Source organism: Carboxylicivirga sp. M1479, from assembly GCF_007097485.1.
Taxonomy (GTDB): domain Bacteria; phylum Bacteroidota; class Bacteroidia; order Bacteroidales; family Marinilabiliaceae; genus Carboxylicivirga.
In genome coordinates this window covers 43,421-67,848 of record NZ_VKDE01000002.1, presented here as the reverse complement: position 1 = coordinate 67,848, position 24,428 = coordinate 43,421, and the positions used below count along the sequence as shown (strand labels likewise).

Annotated in this window: 20 protein-coding genes; 4 read left to right on the top strand and 16 right to left on the bottom strand. The window is 39.8% G+C overall.

Annotation, left to right across the window (positions count from 1 at the left end; all coding sequences use genetic code 11):
* Positions 1-103 precede the first annotated feature (103 nt).
* The 5 genes from FNN09_RS02100 to FNN09_RS02085 form a co-directional block, all read right to left on the bottom strand.
* Positions 104-259 (bottom strand): hypothetical protein, encoded by a 156-nt coding sequence (locus FNN09_RS02100; protein WP_221932400.1) that lies wholly within the window; start codon positions 257-259, stop codon positions 104-106.
* 236 nt (positions 260-495) lie between these two features.
* A complete protein-coding gene (locus FNN09_RS02095; protein WP_143299820.1) occupies positions 496-1,071 on the bottom strand; it encodes a DUF6252 family protein in 576 nt (191 codons plus the stop codon).
* A 35-nt stretch (positions 1,072-1,106) separates the two neighbouring features.
* Positions 1,107-1,238, bottom strand: coding sequence for a hypothetical protein (locus FNN09_RS21435; protein ID WP_255433966.1), 132 nt, complete (start codon positions 1,236-1,238; stop codon positions 1,107-1,109).
* Between the two features lie 16 nt (positions 1,239-1,254).
* On the bottom strand, positions 1,255-1,992 hold the full coding sequence (locus tag FNN09_RS02090; protein ID WP_143299819.1) for a fibrobacter succinogenes major paralogous domain-containing protein: 738 nt from the start codon (positions 1,990-1,992) through the stop codon (positions 1,255-1,257).
* 1,038 nt (positions 1,993-3,030) lie between these two features.
* Positions 3,031-5,289, bottom strand: coding sequence for a beta-N-acetylhexosaminidase (locus tag FNN09_RS02085; protein ID WP_143299818.1), 2,259 nt, complete (start codon positions 5,287-5,289; stop codon positions 3,031-3,033).
* 419 nt (positions 5,290-5,708) lie between these two features.
* Here FNN09_RS02085 and FNN09_RS02080 point away from each other — a divergent pair, with 419 nt between their 5' ends.
* Positions 5,709-6,725: an FAD-binding oxidoreductase gene (locus FNN09_RS02080; RefSeq protein WP_143299817.1), complete on the top strand. Its 1,017-nt coding sequence runs from the start codon at positions 5,709-5,711 to the stop codon at positions 6,723-6,725.
* 55 nt (positions 6,726-6,780) lie between these two features.
* Here the strand turns inward: FNN09_RS02080 and FNN09_RS02075 are convergent, their stop codons facing one another.
* From FNN09_RS02075 to FNN09_RS02035, 9 genes are all read right to left on the bottom strand, one after another.
* On the bottom strand, positions 6,781-8,196 hold the full coding sequence (locus FNN09_RS02075) for a DUF5723 family protein (RefSeq protein ID WP_143299816.1): 1,416 nt from the start codon (positions 8,194-8,196) through the stop codon (positions 6,781-6,783).
* A gap of 15 nt (positions 8,197-8,211) precedes the next feature.
* A complete protein-coding gene (locus tag FNN09_RS02070) occupies positions 8,212-9,732 on the bottom strand; it encodes a hypothetical protein (RefSeq protein WP_143299815.1) in 1,521 nt (506 codons plus the stop codon).
* Between the two features lie 359 nt (positions 9,733-10,091).
* A complete protein-coding gene (dnaJ, locus tag FNN09_RS02065; protein WP_143299814.1) occupies positions 10,092-11,243 on the bottom strand; it encodes a molecular chaperone DnaJ in 1,152 nt (383 codons plus the stop codon).
* Positions 11,244-11,255: 12 nt separating this feature from the next.
* Positions 11,256-11,855: a nucleotide exchange factor GrpE gene (locus FNN09_RS02060; protein WP_221932399.1), complete on the bottom strand. Its 600-nt coding sequence runs from the start codon at positions 11,853-11,855 to the stop codon at positions 11,256-11,258.
* Positions 11,856-12,062: 207 nt separating this feature from the next.
* The gene (locus tag FNN09_RS02055; RefSeq protein ID WP_143299813.1) at positions 12,063-12,590 is read right to left on the bottom strand and encodes a peroxiredoxin; all 528 of its coding nucleotides are present in this window, start codon (positions 12,588-12,590) and stop codon (positions 12,063-12,065) included.
* A gap of 21 nt (positions 12,591-12,611) precedes the next feature.
* On the bottom strand, positions 12,612-13,142 hold the full coding sequence (locus tag FNN09_RS02050) for a TlpA disulfide reductase family protein (protein WP_143299812.1): 531 nt from the start codon (positions 13,140-13,142) through the stop codon (positions 12,612-12,614).
* Positions 13,143-13,457: 315 nt separating this feature from the next.
* Complete coding sequence (gene murA, locus FNN09_RS02045; protein WP_143299811.1) at positions 13,458-14,762, bottom strand: UDP-N-acetylglucosamine 1-carboxyvinyltransferase; 1,305 nt, start codon at positions 14,760-14,762, stop codon at positions 13,458-13,460.
* Positions 14,763-14,789: 27 nt separating this feature from the next.
* Positions 14,790-15,422: a DUF4290 domain-containing protein gene (locus FNN09_RS02040; protein WP_143299810.1), complete on the bottom strand. Its 633-nt coding sequence runs from the start codon at positions 15,420-15,422 to the stop codon at positions 14,790-14,792.
* Between the two features lie 129 nt (positions 15,423-15,551).
* Positions 15,552-17,831, bottom strand: a complete 2,280-nt coding sequence (locus FNN09_RS02035) for an ATP-dependent helicase (protein ID WP_143299809.1) — start codon at positions 17,829-17,831, stop codon at positions 15,552-15,554.
* Between the two features lie 178 nt (positions 17,832-18,009).
* Between FNN09_RS02035 and FNN09_RS02030 the strand changes: the two genes are divergently transcribed.
* Positions 18,010-19,203 carry a gliding motility-associated C-terminal domain-containing protein gene (locus tag FNN09_RS02030; protein WP_143299808.1) on the top strand — a complete coding sequence of 398 codons (1,194 nt, stop codon included), beginning with the start codon at positions 18,010-18,012 and terminating at the stop codon, positions 19,201-19,203.
* A gap of 57 nt (positions 19,204-19,260) precedes the next feature.
* Here FNN09_RS02030 and FNN09_RS02025 read toward each other — a convergent pair whose 3' ends face one another.
* On the bottom strand, positions 19,261-21,417 hold the full coding sequence (locus FNN09_RS02025) for a translation factor GTPase family protein (RefSeq protein ID WP_143299807.1): 2,157 nt from the start codon (positions 21,415-21,417) through the stop codon (positions 19,261-19,263).
* A gap of 259 nt (positions 21,418-21,676) precedes the next feature.
* On the opposite strand from FNN09_RS02025, the gene FNN09_RS02020 reads away from it, so the two are divergent.
* Together FNN09_RS02020 and FNN09_RS02015 are read left to right on the top strand one after the other, a co-directional pair.
* Positions 21,677-22,027, top strand: a complete 351-nt coding sequence (locus FNN09_RS02020; protein WP_143299806.1) for a DUF190 domain-containing protein — start codon at positions 21,677-21,679, stop codon at positions 22,025-22,027.
* Between the two features lie 60 nt (positions 22,028-22,087).
* A complete protein-coding gene (locus FNN09_RS02015) occupies positions 22,088-23,695 on the top strand; it encodes an alkaline phosphatase family protein (RefSeq protein ID WP_143299805.1) in 1,608 nt (535 codons plus the stop codon).
* Here the strand turns inward: FNN09_RS02015 and FNN09_RS02010 are convergent.
* On the bottom strand, positions 23,685-24,422 hold the full coding sequence (locus FNN09_RS02010) for a geranylgeranylglyceryl/heptaprenylglyceryl phosphate synthase (RefSeq protein ID WP_143299804.1): 738 nt from the start codon (positions 24,420-24,422) through the stop codon (positions 23,685-23,687). The two genes, FNN09_RS02015 and FNN09_RS02010, sit on opposite strands and share 11 nt — an antisense overlap.
* Positions 24,423-24,428 lie beyond the last annotated feature (6 nt).

Genomic DNA, 24,428 nt, shown 5'->3' with positions numbered 1-24,428 from the left:
TAATTAGATGGTTGCGTGCAGGATGCAATCTTTATTTGCATGATGCTTACTAAGATGCCGTGCTGGCCCGTGCTAGCGCGGATTTGCAATCCGTGCCATTTACTTAATAAGCAAAACCTTTCTTTTCTTGACAATACTTCAGACTTTCAATAAGTATGTCTTTGTAACAATTACGAGTGAACACATCAATCCAGCCCTGAACGGCAAAGCTGATAAAATAAATACCTTCAGGATTGTGGAACTTATACTTGCGGCTCATAGGTAGTGGTTTGGAATTTAAGTATACAAAAGTCCGACTGCAATAGTTAGCTTTTATATTAAAGCCTAATAGCACAGATTACAAATCTGCGCTAGCGAGGGTACCTGGCTTAAATCTACATGCTCAAATATGCTATTGATTTTTTCTTGAAATGTTTGTGCATCTAAAAATGAGCACATGCAAATAAATGTAATGAGTGTAAAATATTTTAATTTCATGGTTTAGGTTTTTTGGAGTTATTCAATAAATGGATTATAATTTGGAAATTTTAAATCAAATCGTCCTTCCCGTATTTTAACAACATTGCCATTGTCATTTATAGCGTCGAAGTAAAAGGTGCCGGCGATAATTAGCTCTTCTAAATCAAATCGAGTGATAATCAATTGTCCGTTAAAGGCATCTCCATCTGTCCTATATTTCTTGCTTTCACGAGATTCTTCCGATTCATCATAAAAGCTTGCAGTGGAACAATTATCTAAAGACTCAATTAGGAATGTTGTTGAGCCCTTAAGTAGTGAGTCCTGGCACATATAAAAATAAATACTTTGTTTTAAATTATTGGCTATAATGAGCCAGCGTCCGTCATCATATTGATAATTGGACACGCTAAAAGGAGGTGTTGTAATCATACCTTTTTTTGGCAGCCACACTTCTCCATCAACAAGGCAGCCAAAGGTATTTTCACCACTTTGTGTTATGGGTGGTAGTTCGGGTTTTTTGTCGTCTTCCTCACATCCACTTCCCATCAATATTATACCTATAAGCATAATGGGCAGGGTGAGTTTGCTAAAATTTAAGAGTTGTTTGTTCATTTTTCTGGCGATTTTAAAGGTGTAATTTTTTGTGTTTATATGGTTTTGGTAGTGTAGTCGCCATGTAGATAGGTTGAAGGAACATCTACAGTGAAACTCTGTGCAATACTACTTGTGCTTGCACTTATTAGTAATAAGATAATTGAAATTTGTATAATGTTTTTCATTTTGTTCGGTTTTAAGTTAGTCTTTAATGCAACGGATGGAAAATCCGTTGACTATAAAATGGAATCCAGGATAAGTTTTAGTGCTCCAAGTGAAAAGCTGAATATAGGCCGCAGATTCCTGTCCAGCTTGTCCATTTGTCCACCAGACACCATAACGAGAAAAAGCTTGCATGCCTTTATCAATATGTCGCCACCCACCCGGTTGGCCGGTAAAACCACTGCTGTTATCTGCTTCATTGGGTGATTCCCAGTGTTCATCTCCAGCTTCCTTGAGTTTGCCTCCGGCAAGGGCATCGCCCCCGAGGTGGTCTATCAGTATATTCCAGTCCTCGGGAGTGGCCACGCGCCAGCCCTTGGGTGCAATGTTACGGCTGTCGCCTGCTGCATACCAGTTATAGAGTCGGCCATAGGTAGCTATGGTGTCCAAGTCCTCGGTATTATTGTAGTTGCAATAGGCAGCTACTTCCTGAATACTCCACATGTCGTTGTCGGTAATATTGATTATGGCATCACCATTTCGGAAACGGGTAACACGCAGGTTTTCAGCCATCCAGGTTTGGTCACCAATCTTGATGGTTTTGTACACATTGCCATCAATGTCACTCACATTTCCGTATTTTTTATCCGGGTTAAAAATGGCTGTGCTGCGCCCATTCATTTCATTGTAGGGTGGTGGATTGTTTTTACTGCATCCTACTCCCAGTATTAAAACGCTTAGGATGGCAATAAATACTTTAATTTTCATTTCTTTCATTTTTCTGGCGATTTTAAAAGTGTTAATAAATATAAGATTAATTGATTATTCTTTGCTTGCGTAACAGGATGTTATTTCAATGCCATATGTAAGCATGACAGCGCCATATGTAAGACCGACAGATTGATATGTAATGGTGCCAGTGCTGTATGTAAGGCTGCCAGTGTTATGTGCAACACCGCCAGCGCCGTATGTAAGACCGGCAGCGTAATATGTAACTCTGCCAGCGGGCTATGTAAGGCCGGCAGTTGTGTATACATAGGTGCTTGATGGAATATGTAAATGCGTCAGCACGATATGTAAGCATGGCAGTGGCGTATGTAAGGCGGTCGGTTGTATATGTAAGTCCGCCAGTGCTATGTGTAAGGCTGCCAGTAGTGTTTTATTCTGTTAAGAAGTTCACTTACGATCGCATGCTCGCAATCAGCCTTCCTAACCAAGCTGTCAATTTCTTCGATCTTCGGACTTCTAATAAAAGCCCCACACACAAGGATGCAGGACTAAATCTAACATCCATTATCTCACAATCTATTAACAGGGAAATTGCTTTTAAAACTAATTACACCACCCCGCCTGTCGGCACCCCTCCTAAAATTCAGGAGGGGAAGATTTTTCATCCCTCTCCTCCTTGCCAAGGAGGAGTACCACGAAGTGGGGAGGTGGTTAGAATGCTTAAAAGCGAATTCTCTGAATCTAACAATCTATTCATCAGTCTTTCAAGCAGTTTCCCCAAAGCGAGCAATAAATAGCTCTGCGGCTCCGTGCCCCTGTGTTTAGTTTTGAACAAAAAGTAAGTACAGTTTGGGCGGATAGCCAAATAATTAGGCCATTGGTATAAAAGAAACAAAACGCCTCCTCTTGCACGTTATACAAGCAGGAGGCGATTACTACTAACTACACCAAATATTTTTACGAATCACAAGCGCAAAACACTCTAGCATTCTGTCGTTCATCGAGCGCAGTCGAGATGATAAACACCTCGACTTTGCTCAGTGAACAAGATGTTGAACTTTTGGACACTTTTCTCGATTCAATTTTTTACTTCACAATTACCTCATCGGAAAACAACCAGGCTTTACCGCCTGCAGCCGGATGCCATGATGGACACACTCCCACACTCTCGGCTACAATGTGCACATAGCGCACTTTCGTTGGTTTAAAATCAATGGGGTATTGTACAATTTCATTTACATCACTCTCGGTAACGCCAGGCTCAAATACCGCCACATTGGTATATTCATCACCCGTGGCCGACACGTGGTAGCTTACCTTTTGTGGGCCAAATACCCACGATAGTGGCGCATTTTTAAAGCGCGAATTAATATGGCTGATCTCCGTTACTTCGCCCAAATCAATCACCAAATCAATGGGCTTTTCTTCTACACCCACTTCAACACCCAAAAAACCATTGGTTAAACCATAGCGTCCACCACCATCGTACTGCGGTGCATAGGCATACTTAAGCTCATAGGGTTTGCCAAATGCTTTATGAAAAATCAATTGTTTTTCTGATATGTAAGTGGTGCTACCATCCCTTTTAAACTGACAGGCTTTAATGTGTGCATCGGCTTCCAACACAAAAGGTGCTTTATACACTTGGCTGTTGGTAGTGGGCTCGCTGCAATCGATGGTGTAATAAACAGGATTAGAGCGTTCGGTAACGAATTCTATGTCTGCCGTTTTATTCTCATAATTAGGACTGACATTAATGCGTACATGGTAGCTTATTTCACCTGCTTTAACACCATGCTTTTCGAGCATTGGCAGTGTAAGCTTCACGCGTTGATGAAAATCGTCCCACTCCCGTATGGCCGGGCTCCAAGCCACCTCAGCAAGGGCATACACACGGGGGAATAAATTATGCTCGATGTGCTTAAATAAGGGCATGTACTCGCTCCATAAATTAGCCTGCACACCAATCACATGCTGCCTTTTATCGGCCGATATATCCTGTGGAATAGATGGAAAGGTATACACATCGCGCAGGGTGCTAATGCCTGGATGCCCTGGGGATGTTGGCAAATGGTTTTGTGTATGGTTAAAATAATACGGAAACATGGGTGTCATCACCACATCGTGACCAGCCTCGGCAGCTTTAACACCACCTGCTACACCACGCCACGACATCACGGCCGCACTCTGTGCCAATCCACCGTCCAGTATCTCGTCCCAACCAATCAGGCGCCTATCGTGCTTATTCAAAAATTTCTCAATACGGTGCACAAAATAACTCTGCAACTCATGCTCATCATGTGCATTTTCCTGCTTCATGCGCTTGCGGCAATCGGGGCAAGCCAGCCAGGTATCTTTGGGTGTTTCATCGCCTCCTATGTGAATAAACTCACCCGGAAACAGCTCCATGGTTTCGCTCAATACATCTTCTAAAAACTGAAAGGTAGACTCCTTGCCAGCGCAGTACACCCCTGCCGACACACCTGCCTGATCCCATATCTTTAGTTCGCCTGCATTATTACAGTAATACTCGGGATATGCAACAAGAGCAGCAGCTGAATGCCCCGGTAATTCTATCTCAGGCACAATAGTAATATTACGTTCTGAGGCATAAGCCACTATCTCTTTTACATCTGCTTGTGTATAATATCCTCCGTATGCTTCGGTATATTTTTCGTTTAAACCTTTGGCCTGGTTGGCATTAAAACCAACATGCTCGCGCCAGGCTCCCACCTCTGTTAGTTTCGGGTATTTCTTAATCTCTAAACGCCAGCCCTGATCATCAACCAAATGCCAATGAAAAACATTGAGCTTGTTCATGTACATGTAATCTAAAAACTGCTTTACCTCATCAACACTAAAGAAGTGGCGCGACACATCGAAATGCATGCCTCGCCAGGCAAAACGTGGATAATCACTAATGCTTACATGCGGAATCTCAACCCGACCCTTGTTAAGCGTAATCAGCTGACGCAAGGTTTGTGCAGCATATAAGTGACCGCTTCTTTCTGAGGCTTCAATCAGCACGCCCTTATCATTCACCTTTAAACGGTAAGCTTCGGCAGGTAAAGCATCATCATTAAGCTTTACAAAGCGAATAAGTGCCTCATCAGCATCAACCAGCTTAATTTGGTGCTCTGTGGCCAATTGCGAACTAAGTATTTCCTTAATGCTTTCATCCTTAAGGGAAATCGTCAATTCCTTGGCAGGGATGCTTAAAACATCGGCACTTTGCTCCAGCTCAGCCGGATAAGGAATAAGCTTAAGTGGTGCTAACTCGTGCTTTTGATTGCAAGCGCCAAGCAGGCTAGCAATTATGAGAAGTATAAATAGATTTAGTCGCATAGATTTTTGTTTAGTTCAATTCATCAGTCGTTGCGGGATAAACAACTAATATTTATTTATACCGCCAGTTTTCTGTCTTAGCATCTTTCTATTAAGTCACTCACTCCATTTAATAAATAGCATAGATAGAAAACCTAAAATGACTACTTGCAAAAGTACCTTGCCTGCCACATTTCGAGTTGAAATCTTGTTACAGATAGTTGAACAATTGTGTCAACTATTGTTACACACACACATGCAAGAGGGATGATGAGGCACATTATCAAGATCTTAAGAACAAAACACCAAAACTGAGCTATGCACTGGCATTTGAGAGCAATACTTGGTCTTTTCAAGTCAAACAATCGCATCAGGTATTCCGCACTTTGAACAATCGGCCGTTCTTTTGTTTCTTTTGATAGAACGAATGCTGATGATCTATGATGCAAAAAGACGACAAAACAGAGGTGTTAATTATTGGTCAGGGTTTAGCCGGCACCATGCTATCGTATCACCTGTTGAAAAACAATATTGCGCACAAGTTGATTGATGTACCCAAAAACGGAAGTGCCTCCCGTGCGGCAGCCGGTTTAATTAACCCCATTGTTGTTAAGCGGGTAACTAAAACCTGGCAGGCCAACATTTTTCAGCCCTATGCCCATGCACTCTATCAGGAGTTGGAGCAACATTTAAACACACGTTTTTACTACCCCATGCCGGTTTATAAATTATATGGTAAAGATGATGAGCAATTTTGGCAGCATCGCCAGGAGAAAGAACAGCTGGGCGATTACCTCTCAGTTAAAGCACAACATGACTTGCCCCAAGGTTTTCATCAGCCATTTGGCTATGGCACTATACATCCTTGTGCACGCCTAGACATGGCTCACATGCTGGATGCTTATCGTCAGTTCCTTATTAAAAACGACAACCTTATTGAGGCAGACTTTAACGATGATGACCTGGAACTACACAGCGAGGGTGTTAAATGGAGAAACATCAAGGCCCAAAGAGTAATCTTTTGCAGAGGCAGTTCTGATGCTCAAAGCCGTTTTTTCTCTCATCATAAATGGAACAATACCAAGGGCGAGCTACTGGATGTGAAGATAGCAGGACTTGAACTAAAGAGCATTATTAGTAAAGGAGTGTTTGTTATGCCGGTTGGGCCTCAGCAATTCAAGATAGGCGCTACTTATGCTCACCATTGGAACGATCTGGCTCCATCGGCCAATAAACAAGAGGAACTATTGGATAAATGGCAGCGAATAGCCGACCTGCCCCTTAATGTGCAAAAACAAATTACTGGCATACGCCCCACATTTGCTGACAGGAGACCAGTTACACAACAATCGGATAAACACCCACAAATTGGCCTTTTTAATGGACTCGGCTCACGTGGTGGCCTAATGGCTCCTTATCTAGCAAAGGAGATGGCAATGAATATTTTGAAGCAATAAAAAAAGGCTACTCACCTAATGAGTAACCTTTCTTATATATTATGGTCTGAGTAACTTACTCCTCAGTAATCTCGATAAATTCCTGCTTTTTCTCACGCTTGCCATTAAACACAAAGTTGATACCCAAACGGGCATTCACATATTTGGCCGTTTCAGGCTTTAAGGCGGATGACAAATTATCGGTAACAGCATAGAACTGTAGTGCTCCCAGGTTAAGGGCTAAGCCAGCCCCTAGGTTAGCCGGAGCATTTTTCATGTATGAATAGGTAATGGCGGTTGATAATATTCTACCAGCCTGTACACCTGTTGCCAAAGTTACCTGTGGCACTAACTTCTCGTCTAACCAATAGTTTTTCGATACCACACCAAAGTTCAACCAACGTTTTAACTGGTAATCAGCCGACACGTTAAAGCTGCCCATTAAACCTGTTTTATAATCCTCCACATCGTTATTGAACTTAAAGGCATCTTCAAAGTCATCTGCTATCTGATCAAGGTACTCACCGTCTCCATCATCGCCAGTTAATTCGTCCGACACATCAACACCACTGTATTCAAATGAACCTTTGGTATATAAACGTGATGTTTCACCAGTCCATTTAATAAAACCAAGATCGTTAACCGCAGCACCAAGCATTAACTTATCAGTTACCTGATAGGTAGCTCCAAAATCAAATCCCCAACCTACATTATCTGTAGAAGTTAAGTTATCTTCTACTTCATCACTCACATCAAAACTACTTACAAAACCATCGGCATCGTAACTTATGTCCAGAGGTATGTTAGTACGAAAAGCCATGTCTGAATTGATAAGCATGGTGCCATTATCCAAAGTTTGCATTTCCAGGTTCATGTATTCCGATTGCACATTAGCTACACCCAATATGTATTTCACGCGCATACCTAGCGTAAGCTTGTCATTAATAATGCGTGAGGCTCCAATAGCGACTTCATGATAGTCGATACCATTAACATACATATTCGAAAATGAGTGGTTGATTGGCTTGTCATCTTCAAAATTCCAGTTTCCGTAGCGCAGGTTCATCAGCGATAAAGGGTAATTCACTTTTGCCTTTAGCTTGTGGTTAATATCAAAACTGAAAAACCACTTATTGGCTGCGAAACCAAAACCTAGCACCTGCAATGAGGCCTCTGTGGCAAATAAATTGTTCTCTTCCATTTGACTGGCCGCATAATCCAAATCAACTATCAAGGAATCTGAACGCATACCTGTTCCCTGTCTAATCACATCGTCCCACGAAAAGCCACTGTTTGCACCGTTCATTTGCACACTTCCCAAGGCGGGCATAGACAGGTACCATTTCTTAACCGGACGAAAAGCAACATTTAACTGATTCGATTGCGGAATACCCTTGGTAAACATTAGTGAGTTATCTTGTGCCATAGTGGCAACACTCACTAACATTAAAAGCGCACTTATATATAGTTTTTTAAAATTCTTCATCATCATACTCTCCCTACAAGCTTAATTCTTAATCTGTCCTTTAATAGAAAAATCTACTGCCAATGAATTATCGGTTAGCAACACTACAGGCTGTCCGCTTTCATAATTGGCCGACTGCAGCTTAAATCGAATACGTAATTGATCAGCAACCGCTAATTTCTCAATTTGATCAGGTGTAAGTTTAATGCGCTCGGTGCGTGTCACTTCATTCACAACAATACCTTTTTCATTTACCTCGGCAGCATTTAATACAATAGCATGTATAGTTTCTGTTACCTGGTCTGAGCTTTCTTCATAAAAATCGATAAAGGCCTCTGCTTGTAAAGGAAAATTACTTATGCCGTTAATATCTATTTGTGCATTCTCAAAGTCACGAATAAAATCATTATCATTTAAATCAACGGTTTCGGTATCAAACTCAGCATTGACCAAGAACTCAGCAGGCACTTCAATCATATAACCAAAATGCACGTTACTGGTCTCGTCCAGCTCCACCTCTTCGGTAACGGCATTATTAGGGTTCAGCACTAAATCGGCTGAATACGCAATTTGATCTGGCACATTTGAAAAGAACTCATTAAGGTTAGAGCGATCTGATAATGAAATGGTATCATACAGTACTTTACCATCTTCCATCTGCTGCACAATAATGTCTTCACTAACGTTCAATGCCATCCCATCAACGGCACCCCCTTGCGCTATAAACTCAGGACGTATTAATCCTCTAAATGGAGTTGAATTAGTGATTAACAATTTAAGATTTGGCTTAACAAACTCTACGCCCTCAGGTAACTCTTCAAAAATATCAAAGTCAAAATCCAAAATTCCCTCATCAAAGCGCGTAACAATTTCTTGCAAGCGTCCTTTGGCAGAATCAAAATGGATCTGATCCATTGACAAAGAAACATTACCAACCTGGTACATATCAAACCACAGGTTATTATCATTGGTTTTAAAAGTAAACACAGCTGGTATAGAGCCATCGACCAAGTCAATAACATCATCTTCGTGTAATTGAATAACAGGCTGATTATTATCAACCAACACATCAATTATTTTCCCACCCTGATCAGCATTAACACTTGGCATACTTATTTGAAGACTCAATGGTGCAGCCATATCAGATCCTTCGACACGCAACTCGTAATCGACCTGAATGCTACTAAGCACACCATTTTGAACATTAAAAGGGATGTTGACATCAATCGAATGTTCGGCACCGTTATTTAATAAACTAAAAGGCACTGGAATGGAAGTTGTTTCGCCATTAACAACAAATAAGTCATTAAGGCCAATACGTGATACAGAATCCTGATCTTGATAAAGCATGATGCGTTCATTACCATCTTCATCCATATAATACTTTACGTAATCGGTATTCTCAGAGAAAACGTCTCCCATGCTTACCGAAGCCTTAATAAGTGGCACGGCCAATCCGGTTTCCCATTCTACTTCTCCCGATAACTTTTCGGTATTAAAAGCATCTCCAACACAGCCTGCCAAAAGTATGGCAAGCATCACTAATAAATAATTTCTTTGCATAAATTGGTACTTTTCTTATCAGATAAACAAATACAACATCAATTGTGTATTACTGTTCACAGTTACTTATCTTAAAGAAAAAGGTTACTATTTAATGGTGCATAATAGCAGATTTCACACAAAAAGTATAGTCAATAAAACTTTATAGATGGAAGGAAAAACATATTAACTGACTATCAAACACTTTTCAATAAGCAAGTGCAAAACTTATGAACGGTGCGTTTTTAAAAAAGCGGGTAAACATACAGCTTAAGCGTTAGTTGAAAATCTCATAAAAAAAGTTCGTATTCTATTTGGTAGGTATACCAATAAAAAAGGGCACCACAACGGATGCCCTTTTAATTTTATCTTCGTTTGTTTTAATCAAACATACTGCGCATACGACTAAAGAAACCTTCAGACTGTCCTTCTTGCGGCTCAAAGCTTTCAGCTCCCTGAAGCTTCTCAATTACCTTGCGTTCATCTTTGGATACTTCTTTTGGTATAAATACCTGTATGTGTACAAGTAAATCTCCTTTTCCGTAGCTATTCACCTCTGGAAGACCTTTACCTCTCAGTCTCAAAATCTTCCCAGGCTGTGTGCCAGGTTCAATTTTAACTTTAACAGCACCATCAACAGTTGGTATTTCCACAGCCTTACCAAGTATAGCATCAGGAATACTTACATTTAAACTATAAATTAGGTTGTTGCCGTCACGCACAAGATCAGGATGCTTCTCTTCTTCAATCAAAACAAGCAAGTCGCCATTCACACCACCTCGGCGAGCCGCATTACCTTTACCAGTTAAAGATAACTGCATACCCTCTTCTACACCTGCTGGAATATTTAAGCTGATGACTTCTTCATCGCGCATAACACCCTCTCCGGCACAAGGCTTACATTTATTGGTAATAATTTTACCTTCTCCTCCACAAGTAGGACATGTTGATGCTGTTTGCATCTGACCCAATATGGTGTTGGAAATCCGAGTTACCTGCCCACTACCATGGCAAGTTGAACAGTTGCTGTATGAAGAACCATTTTCAGCTCCCGAACCACTACAGTGCTTACACTCTACATGTTTCTTAACTTTAATTTTTTTCTCAGCACCATTGGCTATCTCACTCAAGTTAAGCTTTACCTTAACACGAAGATTGGAACCTTTATTTACGCGTCGTCCACCACGTGATGATCCGCCGCCAAAGCCACCAAAACCACCAAAGCCGCCGCCAAAAATGTCGCCAAAATGTGAAAAGATATCGTCCATTGACATGCCACCGCCGCCAAAGCCACCACCAGCTGCACCACCAACACCTGCATGACCATATTGATCATAGCGCTGACGCTTTTCTTCGCTCGATAGCACTTCGTAAGCTTCTGCTGCCTCTTTAAATTTTTCCTCAGCTGCTTTGTCGCCCTGGTTCTTATCAGGGTGAAACTTAATCGCTTTTTTACGATAAGCCTTTTTTATTTCTTCTTTTGAAGCACCTTTTGATACCTCCAGCACTTCATAATAATCTCTTTTCGACATAATACAGCTATTTTACTCGCCTACAACAACTTTTGAAAAACGCACCACCTTCTCGTGCAAAGTATATCCCTTTTCGATACAGTCAATAACTTTACCCTTCATATCCTCTGTTGGAGCAGGTATTTTTGTGATTGCCTCGTGTTGGTCAGTATCAAATTCCTTATCCTTGGCCTCAATTTCTTTCATTCCTTGCTGACCAAGAAAATCGTTGAATTTCGTTTGGATTAATTTCATGCCTTCTTTCAGAGCTTCTACATCCTTGGCATCATCCATGTGGGCCATCGCTCTATCTAAGTCATCAATTACTGGCAACAATGCTAAAAGTAAACTCTCGCCAGCTGTTTTGGTCAACTCCATCTTCTCTTTAAGGGTTCTTCGACGGTAATTGTCGTATTCAGCACTTAAGCGCAAATACTTATCATTGGCTTCATTCAGTTTTTCCTTTGCTTTTTCCTCTTCAGACTGTTCTGGCACTTCTTCTGCTGCCTCCTCTTTCACTTCTTCCTTTTCAGTCGCCTCGCTATCCTCATTCATCTCAATAAGCTCTTCTGCCGCTTGTGCATCCATTTCTTTTTCCTTAGCTCGCTCCTTTTTAGATGACTTCTTATCCATTATATCTTTCTTTATTTTGTTCTCAGTTTATACCAAGATTTATTAGCCTTGGATTTCCGCGTGCAAAATTACAATTATTCTGCCAATATATTTTAATAAGGACAAATTGACAGAATTAGGCCTCAAATAATTAATTGGTAGGCCATAACATGACAAAAGGCACTAACATGCGATATGAAAGTGCCTTTTTGCCATCTGTTTTTTAGTTTATTTCACTAAAGTCTGTAAGGTCGATTTTAAAGCATGTCCCCTTAAATTTTTAGCAATGATGATTCCATTTTCATCAATTAAAAAGTTCATCGGAATACCATTAACTCCATACATAGCGGCGGCTCTACTATTCCATCCGGCTAAATCACTAACATGATAAGGCCAAGTTAACTTATCGTCTTTAATGGCTGCCTCCCACGAACTTTGTTTTTTATCCAAGGAAACACTATAAACAGTAAATCCTTTACCGCTGCTAAATTTCTTATCCTTAAAACTATTGTAGGCATCTACAACTATCGGATTCTCACGTCGACAAGGGCCACACCAGCTGGCCCAAAAATCAATGAGCACCAATTGCCCGCGCAATGATTCTAATTCCATCATTTCGCCATCAGGATTTCGCAACTTTATATTAGGGGCTACATCGCCAATATCAGTTCCTTTCTTTTGTGCCTCGGCACCCATAGCTGATAAAAGCAACAAAATAATAAGTACCCCAAATGGGTATTTAAACAGTTCTTTCATACTAAAAAAAATAATGGGTAATTAAATAGCTGCCAGGAAGGCTAGCGATCTTTCAATCGTTGAATACTCGACGTCTTTGTTAACTATACGTCCTTCGCCATCAATAAGAATATTGACAGGATTATTGATGTTATACATCTTGCTAATGCTACCGTTAGCGCCCTTGAAATCGCAGATATGCAAAAATTTCATGGTTTCATCTTGCTCTATGGCAAGCTTAAGTGGAGCTTTAAAGCGGTCAAGTGAAATACTTACTACTACAAACTCTTCGCCATTATGGAAACCTTCATTCCCATATTCTGTAAGAAGTTGATTCAAGTAGTAATTATTCATGCGTGACTGCGAATCGTATGACGCCCAGAAATTTAAAAGGACCATTTTTCCCTCTAAATCGTCTAAATTAAAAGGCGTATCATCGATAAGTTCAGTTTTAAATACCGGAGCTTTATTTCCAGCATCTAAACCAACTTCAGCTGTCTGATTATCGTTAATGAACGACAAAAAGAACAAACCCACGGTTATAGTAGCTAATATTAACTTTAGCTGCTTCATGATACATTAAATTGAATTAATTTTCGGTGTAAAGTTTCAGAAAAATAAACGAGGTTTTTTTTCTTTTTAGATGAATATGCGGTTTTATGTGATGAAGTGTCTGATTTGTGTATGCAAATGTAAATTACATAGCATCATCAGGCAATTTTATAACGATAGGATTTGTAGATACAATTGTTATATTAGTCATTACACAAACGCAACGCACTACACATCAGCAATTTAACAAATGGAAGGTGTGAGTTTTTAGTGTAAATTCATTCTAAATAAGCTCATAAACAGCTCATTACATCCACCATAGAATGTTAATAATTCCTAAACTCGTTTTATTTTAGCACCAAGCTGTTGAAGTCGAACATCAATATTTTGATAACCACGATCAATTTGTTCGATGTTTTGAATTGTACTTTTTCCATTTGCAGATAACGCAGCTATTAGCAAAGCAACTCCTGCACGTATATCGGGCGATGTTAAATTGGCTCCTCTTAAAGAGTTTTCTTTGTTTAAACCAATTACAGTTGCTCTATGAGGATCACAAAGAATTATTCGAGCTCCCATATCAATTAGTTTATCAACAAAGAACAAGCGGCTCTCAAACATCTTTTGATGAATAAGCACACTCCCTTTGGCTTGGGTAGCTACAACCAGGAATACACTTAGCAAATCTGGCGTTAAACCAGGCCAAGGTGCATCTGCAATGGTCATTATTGAACCATCGATAAAAGTATCAATTTCATATGACTCCTGCTCAGGGATAAAGATATCGTCGCCAATAACTTCGAGCTTTATGCCAATACGCTGAAACATCATTGGAATGATACCCAAATGTTCAATTCCTACATTTTTGATGGTAATTTCAGAGCTAGTCATAGCGGCCATCCCAATAAAACTACCAACCTCAATCATGTCTGGTAATATTTTGTGTTCACAGCCTCCAAGCTCATCAACACCCTCAATTACCAACAAGTTAGAACCAACACCAGTAATTTTAGCTCCCATGGATATTAACATGCGACTTAACTGCTGCAAATAAGGTTCACATGCCGCATTATAAATTGTGGTAGTTCCAGGGGTTAAAACGGCTGCCATTAACACATTTGCTGTTCCTGTTACCGAAGCCTCATCAAGCAACATATAACAGCCTTTCATTTCCGATGCTTCTACTGTATAAAATACATCTTCAGCATTGTAATTGAATCGTGCTCCTAGTTTCTCGAAACCAATAAAGTGAGTATCTAATCGACGACGCCCAATTTTATCTCCACCTGGCTTTGGAAAATAAGCTTTACCAAATCGCGCCAAAAGCGGCCCCATAATCATAATGGACCCTCGTAAAGACGATGCGCGTTTTTTGAATTCATCGCTTTGAAGAAATTCAAGATTTACATTAGCAGCTGTAAATTCGCATGTATTTCGATCGATACGATTAATAACAACACCCATAACCCCTAATAAATCAATCAGGTTGTTAACATCTACAATGTCAGGAATGTTAGAAATAGTTACTTTTTGAGCAGTAGATAAAACAGCACAAATAACTTGTAATGCTTCATTTTTAGCTCCTTGCGGCGTAATCTCTCCCTTAAGGCGGTGTCCTCCTTCGATCTCAAAGCAATTCATGGCAACACGGTTTAGGTAACGGCGTGGTTACTTTTTATGTGGTCTATTCTGTGATTTATGCTGTGGCTTATTTTGCGGACGCTTTTTATTGTTGCGGTTATTTCTGTTCTGCTGCTGCTCTTTAAATTCCGTCAATTTCGTCCCTTCTTCAGCTACCAGTTTACCCTTTGACAAACGTTTAAGATCATCAAAAATACGCTCATCGGTTACTGAATCTTTATTCCACATGAACAATGATTTTTTCATATGGTTGGCAATCATCACGATTAAGTGCTTTCTTTCCGTTTCATCTTCCAACAGAATAGCCTGCTCAATCATTTTCTCAACCAACTCTCCATAGTGCTTATAGCTAATGCGGCTATTCTTATATGGAATCTTATCTGGTCGCTCGGCCAAGGCTTCTTTTTCTAAAGGCTCATATGGATAATCAATATCGAGTTTAAAATCAGACATAATGGCTAAATGATCCCACAGTTTGTGCTTAAAATCATTTACATCACGTAAATGAGGAAACATATTACCCATGATTCCAATAATTGTTTTAGCACACTTGGCTCTCTCTTCACGATCCTCTATGGTAACAGCATGGTTAACCATTTTTTGAATATGACGGCCATATTCAGGCAGAATCAAATTTTTACGATTAGAATTGTAATCCATTAATAGATATTAAAATCTTACTTGTGTTTTTATCCTTCAAACGGTGGTTCTACGGAATTTTCTTTTATAATCCCTTTCGGAGTAGTGTTACTGTCTTGTTAATTAGTGCAGTAACTGAATAGCACAAAACTAAGTCAAAATTTTTAGTTTGGCAAATTTGAGTAATAATTGTTTCTGACCCGCATTAGTGAATTGCACGGTGGCCTTCACATTAGGCGCAACTCCCTCTACGTTAACAACCTCGCCTTGTCCAAATCGTTCGTGTTCAACCCGCATACCCGCCTGAAGTTCGTTCGTATTTGAACCTTTAAAATTAATCTTAGGTTTCGAACTAGCACTTTCGGATGTATAATTCATTTTTATGCGAGGCTTTAAACTTGGGCTTGCCTGCGATCCCAAAGGTTTTCGGAAGCTTGGCTGTGGTCTATCATTACCCACAAAGTCCTCTGGATTAATATCCAAATACTCCTGATCGATGTCGCCAATAAAACGACTTGGCTTGCTATACGTTAACTCGCCATACTTATATCTTGATCTGGCAAACGAAATGGTTGCGTTAATTTCGGCTCTGGTAACGGCCACGTAAAACAAACGTCTTTCTTCCTCTAGATTTTTTTCGCTGTCGGTAGATTGAGTGGCTGGGAAAAGCCCTTCCTCAACACCAACGACATACACGTTCTTAAATTCCAATCCTTTGGCCGAATGAATTGTCATTAATGTAACTTTATTAATATCATCTTCTTTATCGCCATCCTGATCGGTTAATAGGGCAACATCTTCCAAAAAGTTAACCAAATTAGCTGGCTCTCCTTCTTCTTGTTTTGATTCAGTAAACTCCTTGATACCGTTTAGCAATTCGTCAATGTTATCAATTCGTCCCTGACCCTCTATCGACTTGTCATTATGAAGATCTTTCATGATACCACTGGCCGACACAATTTCGGCAGCTAACTCGTAGGCCGATAAATTCTCGAGCTGAGCTTTAAATTGTGCTATTAAAGCCACAAAATTGGCCAACTTCTTTTGTGTACCCGCGTTAATGCCAATTTGCCCAATGTTCGGATTAATCAGTATATTCCACAGGCTTTGATCGGCAGAATCGGCAGCAGTAATAATTTTATCCATGGTAGTTTTACCAATACCACGAGCTGGATAGTTAATCACACGCTTTAGTGCCTCCTGATCCGACGGGTTGATGGTCATTCTGAAATAGGCCAAGAGGTCTTTTATCTCTTTACGTTGATAAAACGACAATCCTCCATATATTTTATATGGCAGGTTTTTCTTTCGTAAGGCCTCCTCAAAAACCCTTGACTGAGCATTGGTTCGGTAAAGGATGGCGAAATCCTTATACTCCATATGCTCTTTCATCCGTTTTTCGAAAATATCATTGGTGATTAAAAAGCCTTCCTCTACATCGGAATAGGCCTTTAAAACACGTACAGGCTTACCAACATCATTGGCCGAGAACACGTTTTTCTGAATCTGTCCTTTATTTTTGGCTATAATACTGTTAGCTGCATTAACTATATTTTGCGATGAGCGATAATTCTGCTCAAGCTTAAATAACTTGTAACCTGGATAATCGTTTCTGAAATTAAGAATATTCTCGATTTTGGCACCTCGGAAACTATAGATACTTTGTGCATCGTCTCCAACCACACAGATGTTTTTATGCTTTTCGGCCAGTTTTTTTATAATCAGGTACTGCGAGTAGTTGGTATCCTGGTACTCATCCACCATGATAAAGTCAAATTGACTTTGGTATTTTTGCATGACATCAGGAAAGTCGCGAAATAAAATATTGGTATTGAGCAGTAAATCGTCAAAATCCATTACCCCAGATTTATAACACTCTTTCATGTAGCGAGCATACACCTCGTAAATCATAGGCATTTGTGATGCTTTATCATGTGTAGTTCGATGCGGATCGCGAGCATAAACAACAGGAGTTACCAGGTCATTTTTAGCAGCTGAAATCCTAGACAACACAGCACCAGGCTTGTATGCTTTTTCATTCAGCTTCATTTTTTTAACAATGCTTTTAATCAAATTCTTAGAATCCTGTGAATCGTAGATGGTAAATGATGAAGGATAACCTAGGTGTTTTGATTCGTGACGAAGTATTCTGGCAAAAATTGAGTGAAAAGTACCCATCCACAAACTGGCCGCAATATGTTGCCCAACCACGGAACCAATTCGTTCTTTCATTTCTTTGGCAGCCTTATTGGTAAAGGTTAAGGCCAAAACACGATACGATTTTACTCCTTCGGCCAACAAATGAGCAATACGATAGGTTAACACACGCGTTTTACCCGAGCCCGCTCCCGCAATTACCAACGACGGCCCATCCGTTTCAACAACTGCACTACGCTGCGCCTCATTTAAACCTTCTAAATAATCCTGCACTATACCTTGTTTTAATATTGATAAACTTCGACCTACAAAAATAGGAGTTCATTTTAAACCATCGAGTACCAATGTAATAATATTATCCTTTTTATCGTTTGAAGATTTATTATAGCTTTGAAAAGCATAAATAGTTTATTTATGTCTCGAGTTCAATTATTACTAAAAAACTGATGCAATGCTTTGGTCGATCAATCGAATCCTATTATTCATATCGCTTTTTATTCTCTCGGCTACGCTGACTAAAGGACAAATAACGTCCAATGCCTTTTACTCCGAATCAACAGCTTACGGAGGCGGATTTACTGAAGATCCAATCTTTTTTTACACAGACATAAACACAGCTACACTAACGGCACCTACTGGCATCAACTTTCAGTGGTATCAATACTCATCAGCCAACATGGCTTTTGAACCCATTGCTGGAGCTACTCAAAATACATTAACTAACCTTGTAGAAAATGGCTTCAGAGTGGATGTAGATGGGGTACCTCATTATTGTTGGAATTTTGTTCCCATCCCGATGGTTAATAATATTGATAATGAATTTGAATCGTGCAACAACATCCGATTAACAGCCTCGAACGATAACAAAGCACTCAACTACTACAACCATCGCAACACCCACGAAATAATTAGTGTGGATTATGGCTATACATGGACTTCATCTCCCCAGGGCGATGTGGAAGGTCTAACTGACATTTCGGTTTTTATTGATGCCCCAACAGAAGACACAGAATACACCGTTATAAGCGGAAGTAAATTTGCAGCAGGCATTCCTGCTGCTGAGGCAGATTATTCATACACGGCTATCGCTGTTAAAGCCGCTTTCTCATTTGAAACCGAAGGAACAGCAGATAACGAAGCAACAGAGGGTTCAGCACCGATGATTGTACGTTTCACAGATGAATCGTTGGGAAATGTAACGGATTGGGAATGGACTTTTGGCGATGCTGGAAAGGATTTTGTTCCGGATCCAATCTTTACCTTTCAGAAATACAACGAAGACGGCTATCCTGTGGTATTAAAAGTTAAAAATCTGACGTCGGAATGCGAAGATGAGACAGCCCCGGAAGTTTTCACTGTTAATGAAATGGTTATTAAAGTACCTAACGCATTTACACCATTTAGCAGCCCTGGCCAAAATGATGAGTTTAGAGTATCCTACCGCTCAGTTAATAAATTTACCATGATGATTTATAACCGTTGGGGAAGAAAGGTATATCAAGGCAGTAATCCTGAAACAGGATGGAATGGCCGCATTGGAAATCAGAAAGCAGAACCTGGCGTTTACTTCTACAAAATAGAGGCTGAAGGTTTTAAAGGGGAAAAAGAAGAATTAGAAGGTGCCGTTCATTTAATTGTCAATTAGAGGAAATTATTTACAAATAAAAAAGGAGGGCTAAACCCTCCTTTTTTTGATTATTAATTAATCATCTTTTTGCTCTTCTTCAAAAGCCTTCATTAAGTCAACCTGAATTTCTGGCGGCACTTTATCGTATGCCGAGAACGACATTGAATAGAAAGCTCGCCCACCCGTAATACTACTTAGCGAAGTAGAATACTTGTTCATCTCTTTTAAAGGCACCTTGGCTTTTATTACCTCAAAACCCTTTTCACTAGACATGCCTTCAATCATGGCACGACGCCCTTGCAGGTCACTCATTACATCACCCATTCGATCACTAGGCACTTTTACCTCTACATCGTAAACCGGCTCCATAATCTTAGGCTTGGCATTTTTAAAGGCTTCACTAAAAGCATGACGACCTGCCAACTTAAATGATATTTCGTTGGAATCAACAGCATGCATCTTTCCATCGTAAACAAACACACGAATATCGCGAGCGTAAGACCCTGTTAACGGACCTTCTTCCATTTTTTCCATAATACCTTTCATAATGGCAGGCAAGAATCGCGCATCAATGGCACCACCAACAATACAGCTGTTGAATACCAATTTACCACCCCAAGGTAATTTTATAACTTCTTCGTTTTTAACATTCAGTTTTATCTCCTGCCCATCAATTTTCATGGTCGCAGGCGTTGGCATATCCTCGTAGAATGGTTCAATAATCATGTGCACTTCACCAAATTGACCAGAACCTCCCGATTGCTTCTTATGGCGATAATCGGCCCTGGCTACTTTTGTAATCGTCTCTCTGTACGGAATACGTGGATTATGGAACTCTATTTCAATTTTATCGTTATGCTCAAGACGCCATTTCATCGTGTTTAAATGAAACTCCCCTTGCCCATGCACAATTATCTGCTTTAATTCCTTTGAATACTCAACACTTAAAGTAGGATCCTCCTCATGCATGCGCTGTAGTACTTCACCTAATTTCTCATCATCAGCATCATTTATAGGCGATATGGCCGAACGATATTTAGGATTTGGATACTTGATGGCATCAAATAAATAGTCGGTCCCTTTTTCATTTAGGGTATGGTTGGTATGTGTTTCTTTAAGTTTAACAGTCACCCCAATATCACCAGCAACAAGCTGCTCTATTTTATGACGAGTATTACCCGCAACACAGTACAACTGAGCAATTCGTTCTTTGGCTTCACGGTTGGCATTAATTAAATCCATTCCTTCTTCAACCTTACCCGACATCACTTTAAAGTAAGATACTTCACCCAAATGAGGCTCTATACTCGTTTTGAAAACAAATAAGGATGTTGGTCCTGATGGATCATAAGGTACTTCATCGCCTGTACTTGTAACTGGCGTAGGCATTTCAGATACGTTTGGCACTACATTACCTAAAAATTCCATTAGACGACGACCACCCATATCCATTTTAGCCGACACACAAAAAACAGGAAACATATCGCGAGCAATTAAACCCTTGCGAATCCCTTGACGCATTTGATCCTCATTAAGCGTACCCTCATCAAAGTATAGCTCCATTAAAGGCTCATCATTTTCTGCAGCTGCTTCAACTAAAGTATTATGCAATTCATCAGCTTTAGCTTTCTGGTCAGCTGGTATATCTAAAATCTGTGGTTCACCTCCATCGGCACCCCACTGATACATTTTCATTTTTAAAACATCAACCACTGCATTAAATCCAGGCCCAACATTGACAGGGTACTGAACGATTACAACTTTACTCCCAAATACATCGGTCGCATTTTCAATTGTTTGTTCGTAGTTTGCTTTTTCATGATCCAGCTGATTAACAACAAATACAACTGGTTTTGAATACTCTTCGGTATACCTAAAAAGGTTTTCTGTTCCAACCTCAACGCCTTGAGTTGCATTCAACAACATAAGAGCCGTATCAGTTACATTGAGCGATGTTATGGCACCTCCTATAAAATCATCAGAACCAGGACAGTCGATAAAATTAAACTTACGCCCTTGATATTCGGTAAATAAAACGGACGAAAAAACCGAGTAGCCATATTCATGCTCGACTCGGTTATAATCAGATACAGTATTATTACTTTCAACGTCGCCACGACGTTTAATGACACCGCCTTCGAAAAGCATTGCCTCTGCGAGAGTGGTTTTACCTGAGCCGCTACCACCGAGCAGCGCAAGATTTTTAATTTGATCAGCTTGATATACTTTCATAAAAGCTAAATTTAAGAGTTTGTTAAAATTTTAGGTAAATTTGTGGGTACCTGTAAAATTAGTAATATTTAGATAACATACAAGTAAATCAGGGTCAAACTCGATACCCCTAACAACATTTTATACTCCTGTATATCAAGCAACAATTAAGACTTTTACATCTTTTACTAAGGCTTTAAAATTCAATGATACAACTCCAGAAGGTTGATTAAGCAAGTTAATATCCGTAATTTGACCTTTCATGTTTAATCCGCACACAATGGTATTAGAAGGAGACGCTCAAAAGCTAAAGGTGATTATCGGAGAAGAGGACAGAGTTTACCAGCGACCATTGTTTGAAGCAATTGTTTTTGCTGCGAAAAAGTATAAAATGGCAGGTGTTACGGTTTACAAAGGAATGTTATCCTATGGAGCGGATAGCATAGTGAATAACCGTAAAGTATTTTCCATTTCCAATGAGGTACCAATCATTATTGAATTAATTGATAGAGCAGAAAGAATTTCAAGTTTTGCTGAAATTACATCTAAATTACTTGAAAAGGCTCAAAGTGGAGGTATTATTTTTACAGAACACGTTGATGTTATTTCATATAAGAGTGGACTCAAATAAACACTTCTATTTATATATTTGTTACAAAGCAAGTTATTGACCCGTTTAAACCTATATTCGATGATAAAAAAAATTCTTTCATTAGCCATTTTATTACTTGTTGTTCAACTTTCAATTAGCCAAGCTCCATCTCAACGACCAAGATTAGTTGTTTTTATCCTGATTGATCAACTTAGCACTGATCAAATTGTAGCCTTTAGAGATCAATTTTCAGACAATGGATTCAACAGGCTCATAAACGGAGGTGCTTTTTACAGAAATGGCTCCTACCCGGCTGGATCAACTTATTACGGAACCAATCTGGCGACCTTAGCTACCGGCGCCTACCCTACTACCCATGGCATCGTGTCTAACTGGTGGTACGATAGATTAAGGGGAAAAGAAGTAAATGCTGCTTATGGCGATATCTTTATCAATCAGAATGAAAGTGAACGCTACCCCACCGCAGATCGTTTATTAACATCTACAGTAACAGATGAATTAAAATGGATGAACAATGGTACATCAAGAGTTACAGCCATCGGGTTTAACCGTAACTTTCTTGTTTGGGCAGGAGGTCATAAACCCGACTACCTTTACCGAGTTGACCCTAACTCAGGCGAGTTTGTTATAGTACCTCAAAGCGATAACATCAAACAGATGCCAGAGTGGGCTCGAAAATTCAATAAAAAAAGACTTCTGGACACCTATAGCAAGCGCAAGTGGGGTCCATTTAAAGATTTAAACAATTACCATCAGATGAAATTCTTTAGCGAGCAACGCATTAAATCTGAAGAATTTATGTACACCCTCGAAAAGCAAGATGGTAAAAATGCCTATATACCCGTACTCCATTCTCCGTATGGCAATAAACTCATTCGAGATTTTGCTATGTCGCAAATAATAAATGGCCAATATGGCAAAGATGATGTGACTGATGTTATTACACTCCAATTTACAGCAAGAGCAGTACATGGTGATATACACGGTGCCTTTGATGTTGAAACGGAAGACATGATGGTTCGGTTAGATGCTGAAATTGCTGACTTACTCAGAACCATAGATCGAGAAGTTGGTCTGGAAAATACACTTGTTGTTACCACTTCAATTGCACACCCTGTTAGGCCCGTTGAGGATAATTCTAAGCATGGCATTCCTACTGGTGTTTTTAGTGGCGACAAAACAGCCTCCTTGCTAAACCTATTTTTAATGGCTAAATATGGTCAGGGAAAATGGGTAATGGCCTATCATGATGCTCAAATCTACTTGAACCATGAATTAATTAAGGAGAATAAAATTGACCTTACTGCAATAAAATTAGAAGCAGCAAGTTTCATTAGTGACATGCGGGGGGTAGCTTTTGCCATGCCTTTCTCAGAGTTAAAAGTGGCATCGTCAGACTTTTCTTCATTACGAAGCCTAAAGCTCAACTACCACCCACGTCGTTCGGGTGATATTGTGATAAAACTAAGACCAGGATGGAGTGAAGAGCTGGACAATGGAAAGAAAATAAACAGAAATTGGGATGCCACCCATTTGCCAGTAATTTTTTATGGATGGAAGATTATGCCTAAGAATGTATACCGCTCTGTACCAATGACACACATTGCTCCAACGATCAGCTCATTTTTAGAAATACCTTTCCCCAATGGCTGCGAAGGACTACCCCTTGAAGGGCTTACTTATTAAATTGATGCACTGTATCGCAAAAATCATTAATTAAGGACAAGTCTTTTTCGAAAATATTACCAACTACAACGATGTCGGCGCCTGAATCACAGGCTGCTTTGACATCGTTTGTTGTTTTTAAACCTCCTCCAATTAACAATGGAACATCAATCGCATTACTAACAGCAGTAATCATTTCTTTACAGATGGGAGTTTTTGCGCCCGAGCCCGCATCTAGATAAATCAGTTTCATACCTAAATATTGTCCGGCTAATGCGGTGGCAACAGCAATATCTTTTTTATCAGCTGGGATAGGCTGTGTCTGACTCATATACTGCACTGATGTTTGAGAACCTCCATCAACTAGTATATAACCTGTAGAAATCGCCTCTATCCCTTTTGCTTTAATTTGTGGTGCCACCGCCACATGATGACTGATTAAGAACTCGGGATTACGACCCGAAATGAGAGAAATGAATAGAACAGCATCGACATCATCGCACATTTGACTCGAAGAGCCTGGATATAATATGACTGGCAAGGAAATAAACTGCTTTAACTTCTTAACAAAGACACCAATTTCTACACTTACCAAGCTACCTCCAACAAACAAAAGGTCGGGCTTAGCCTTTTCTATAATAGACTGAAGCTTGGGCAGCATCTCCCACGAAAACTTATCTGGATCAATAAGAAATGCCAGTTGTTTTTGTTGGCTATTATATCGTTCTATTACCTGGTCGTAAATCATAAACTC

What these genes read in the sequence shown, in the direction of transcription:
- FNN09_RS21435 (WP_255433966.1), bottom strand. Translation starts at nt 1,238, where the DNA reads ATGAAAAACATTATACAAATTTCAATTATCTTATTACTAATAAGTGCA.
- FNN09_RS02100 (WP_221932400.1), bottom strand. Translation starts at nt 259, where the DNA reads ATGAGCCGCAAGTATAAGTTCCACAATCCTGAAGGTATTTATTTTATC.
- FNN09_RS02040 (WP_143299810.1), bottom strand. Translation starts at nt 15,422, where the DNA reads ATGGATTACAATTCTAATCGTAAAAATTTGATTCTGCCTGAATATGGC.
- murA (WP_143299811.1), bottom strand. Translation starts at nt 14,762, where the DNA reads ATGAATTGCTTTGAGATCGAAGGAGGACACCGCCTTAAGGGAGAGATT.
- FNN09_RS02095 (WP_143299820.1), bottom strand. Translation starts at nt 1,071, where the DNA reads ATGAACAAACAACTCTTAAATTTTAGCAAACTCACCCTGCCCATTATG.
- FNN09_RS02010 (WP_143299804.1), bottom strand. Translation starts at nt 24,422, where the DNA reads ATGATTTACGACCAGGTAATAGAACGATATAATAGCCAACAAAAACAA.
- FNN09_RS02085 (WP_143299818.1), bottom strand. Translation starts at nt 5,289, where the DNA reads ATGCGACTAAATCTATTTATACTTCTCATAATTGCTAGCCTGCTTGGC.
- FNN09_RS02030 (WP_143299808.1), top strand. Translation starts at nt 18,010, where the DNA reads ATGCTTTGGTCGATCAATCGAATCCTATTATTCATATCGCTTTTTATT.
- FNN09_RS02055 (WP_143299813.1), bottom strand. Translation starts at nt 12,590, where the DNA reads ATGAAAGAACTGTTTAAATACCCATTTGGGGTACTTATTATTTTGTTG.
- FNN09_RS02015 (WP_143299805.1), top strand. Translation starts at nt 22,088, where the DNA reads ATGATAAAAAAAATTCTTTCATTAGCCATTTTATTACTTGTTGTTCAA.
- FNN09_RS02080 (WP_143299817.1), top strand. Translation starts at nt 5,709, where the DNA reads ATGATGCAAAAAGACGACAAAACAGAGGTGTTAATTATTGGTCAGGGT.
- FNN09_RS02050 (WP_143299812.1), bottom strand. Translation starts at nt 13,142, where the DNA reads ATGAAGCAGCTAAAGTTAATATTAGCTACTATAACCGTGGGTTTGTTC.
- FNN09_RS02060 (WP_221932399.1), bottom strand. Translation starts at nt 11,855, where the DNA reads ATGGATAAGAAGTCATCTAAAAAGGAGCGAGCTAAGGAAAAAGAAATG.
- FNN09_RS02070 (WP_143299815.1), bottom strand. Translation starts at nt 9,732, where the DNA reads ATGCAAAGAAATTATTTATTAGTGATGCTTGCCATACTTTTGGCAGGC.
- FNN09_RS02075 (WP_143299816.1), bottom strand. Translation starts at nt 8,196, where the DNA reads ATGATGATGAAGAATTTTAAAAAACTATATATAAGTGCGCTTTTAATG.
- FNN09_RS02090 (WP_143299819.1), bottom strand. Translation starts at nt 1,992, where the DNA reads ATGAAAGAAATGAAAATTAAAGTATTTATTGCCATCCTAAGCGTTTTA.
- FNN09_RS02020 (WP_143299806.1), top strand. Translation starts at nt 21,677, where the DNA reads ATGGTATTAGAAGGAGACGCTCAAAAGCTAAAGGTGATTATCGGAGAA.
- FNN09_RS02025 (WP_143299807.1), bottom strand. Translation starts at nt 21,417, where the DNA reads ATGAAAGTATATCAAGCTGATCAAATTAAAAATCTTGCGCTGCTCGGT.
- dnaJ (WP_143299814.1), bottom strand. Translation starts at nt 11,243, where the DNA reads ATGTCGAAAAGAGATTATTATGAAGTGCTGGAGGTATCAAAAGGTGCT.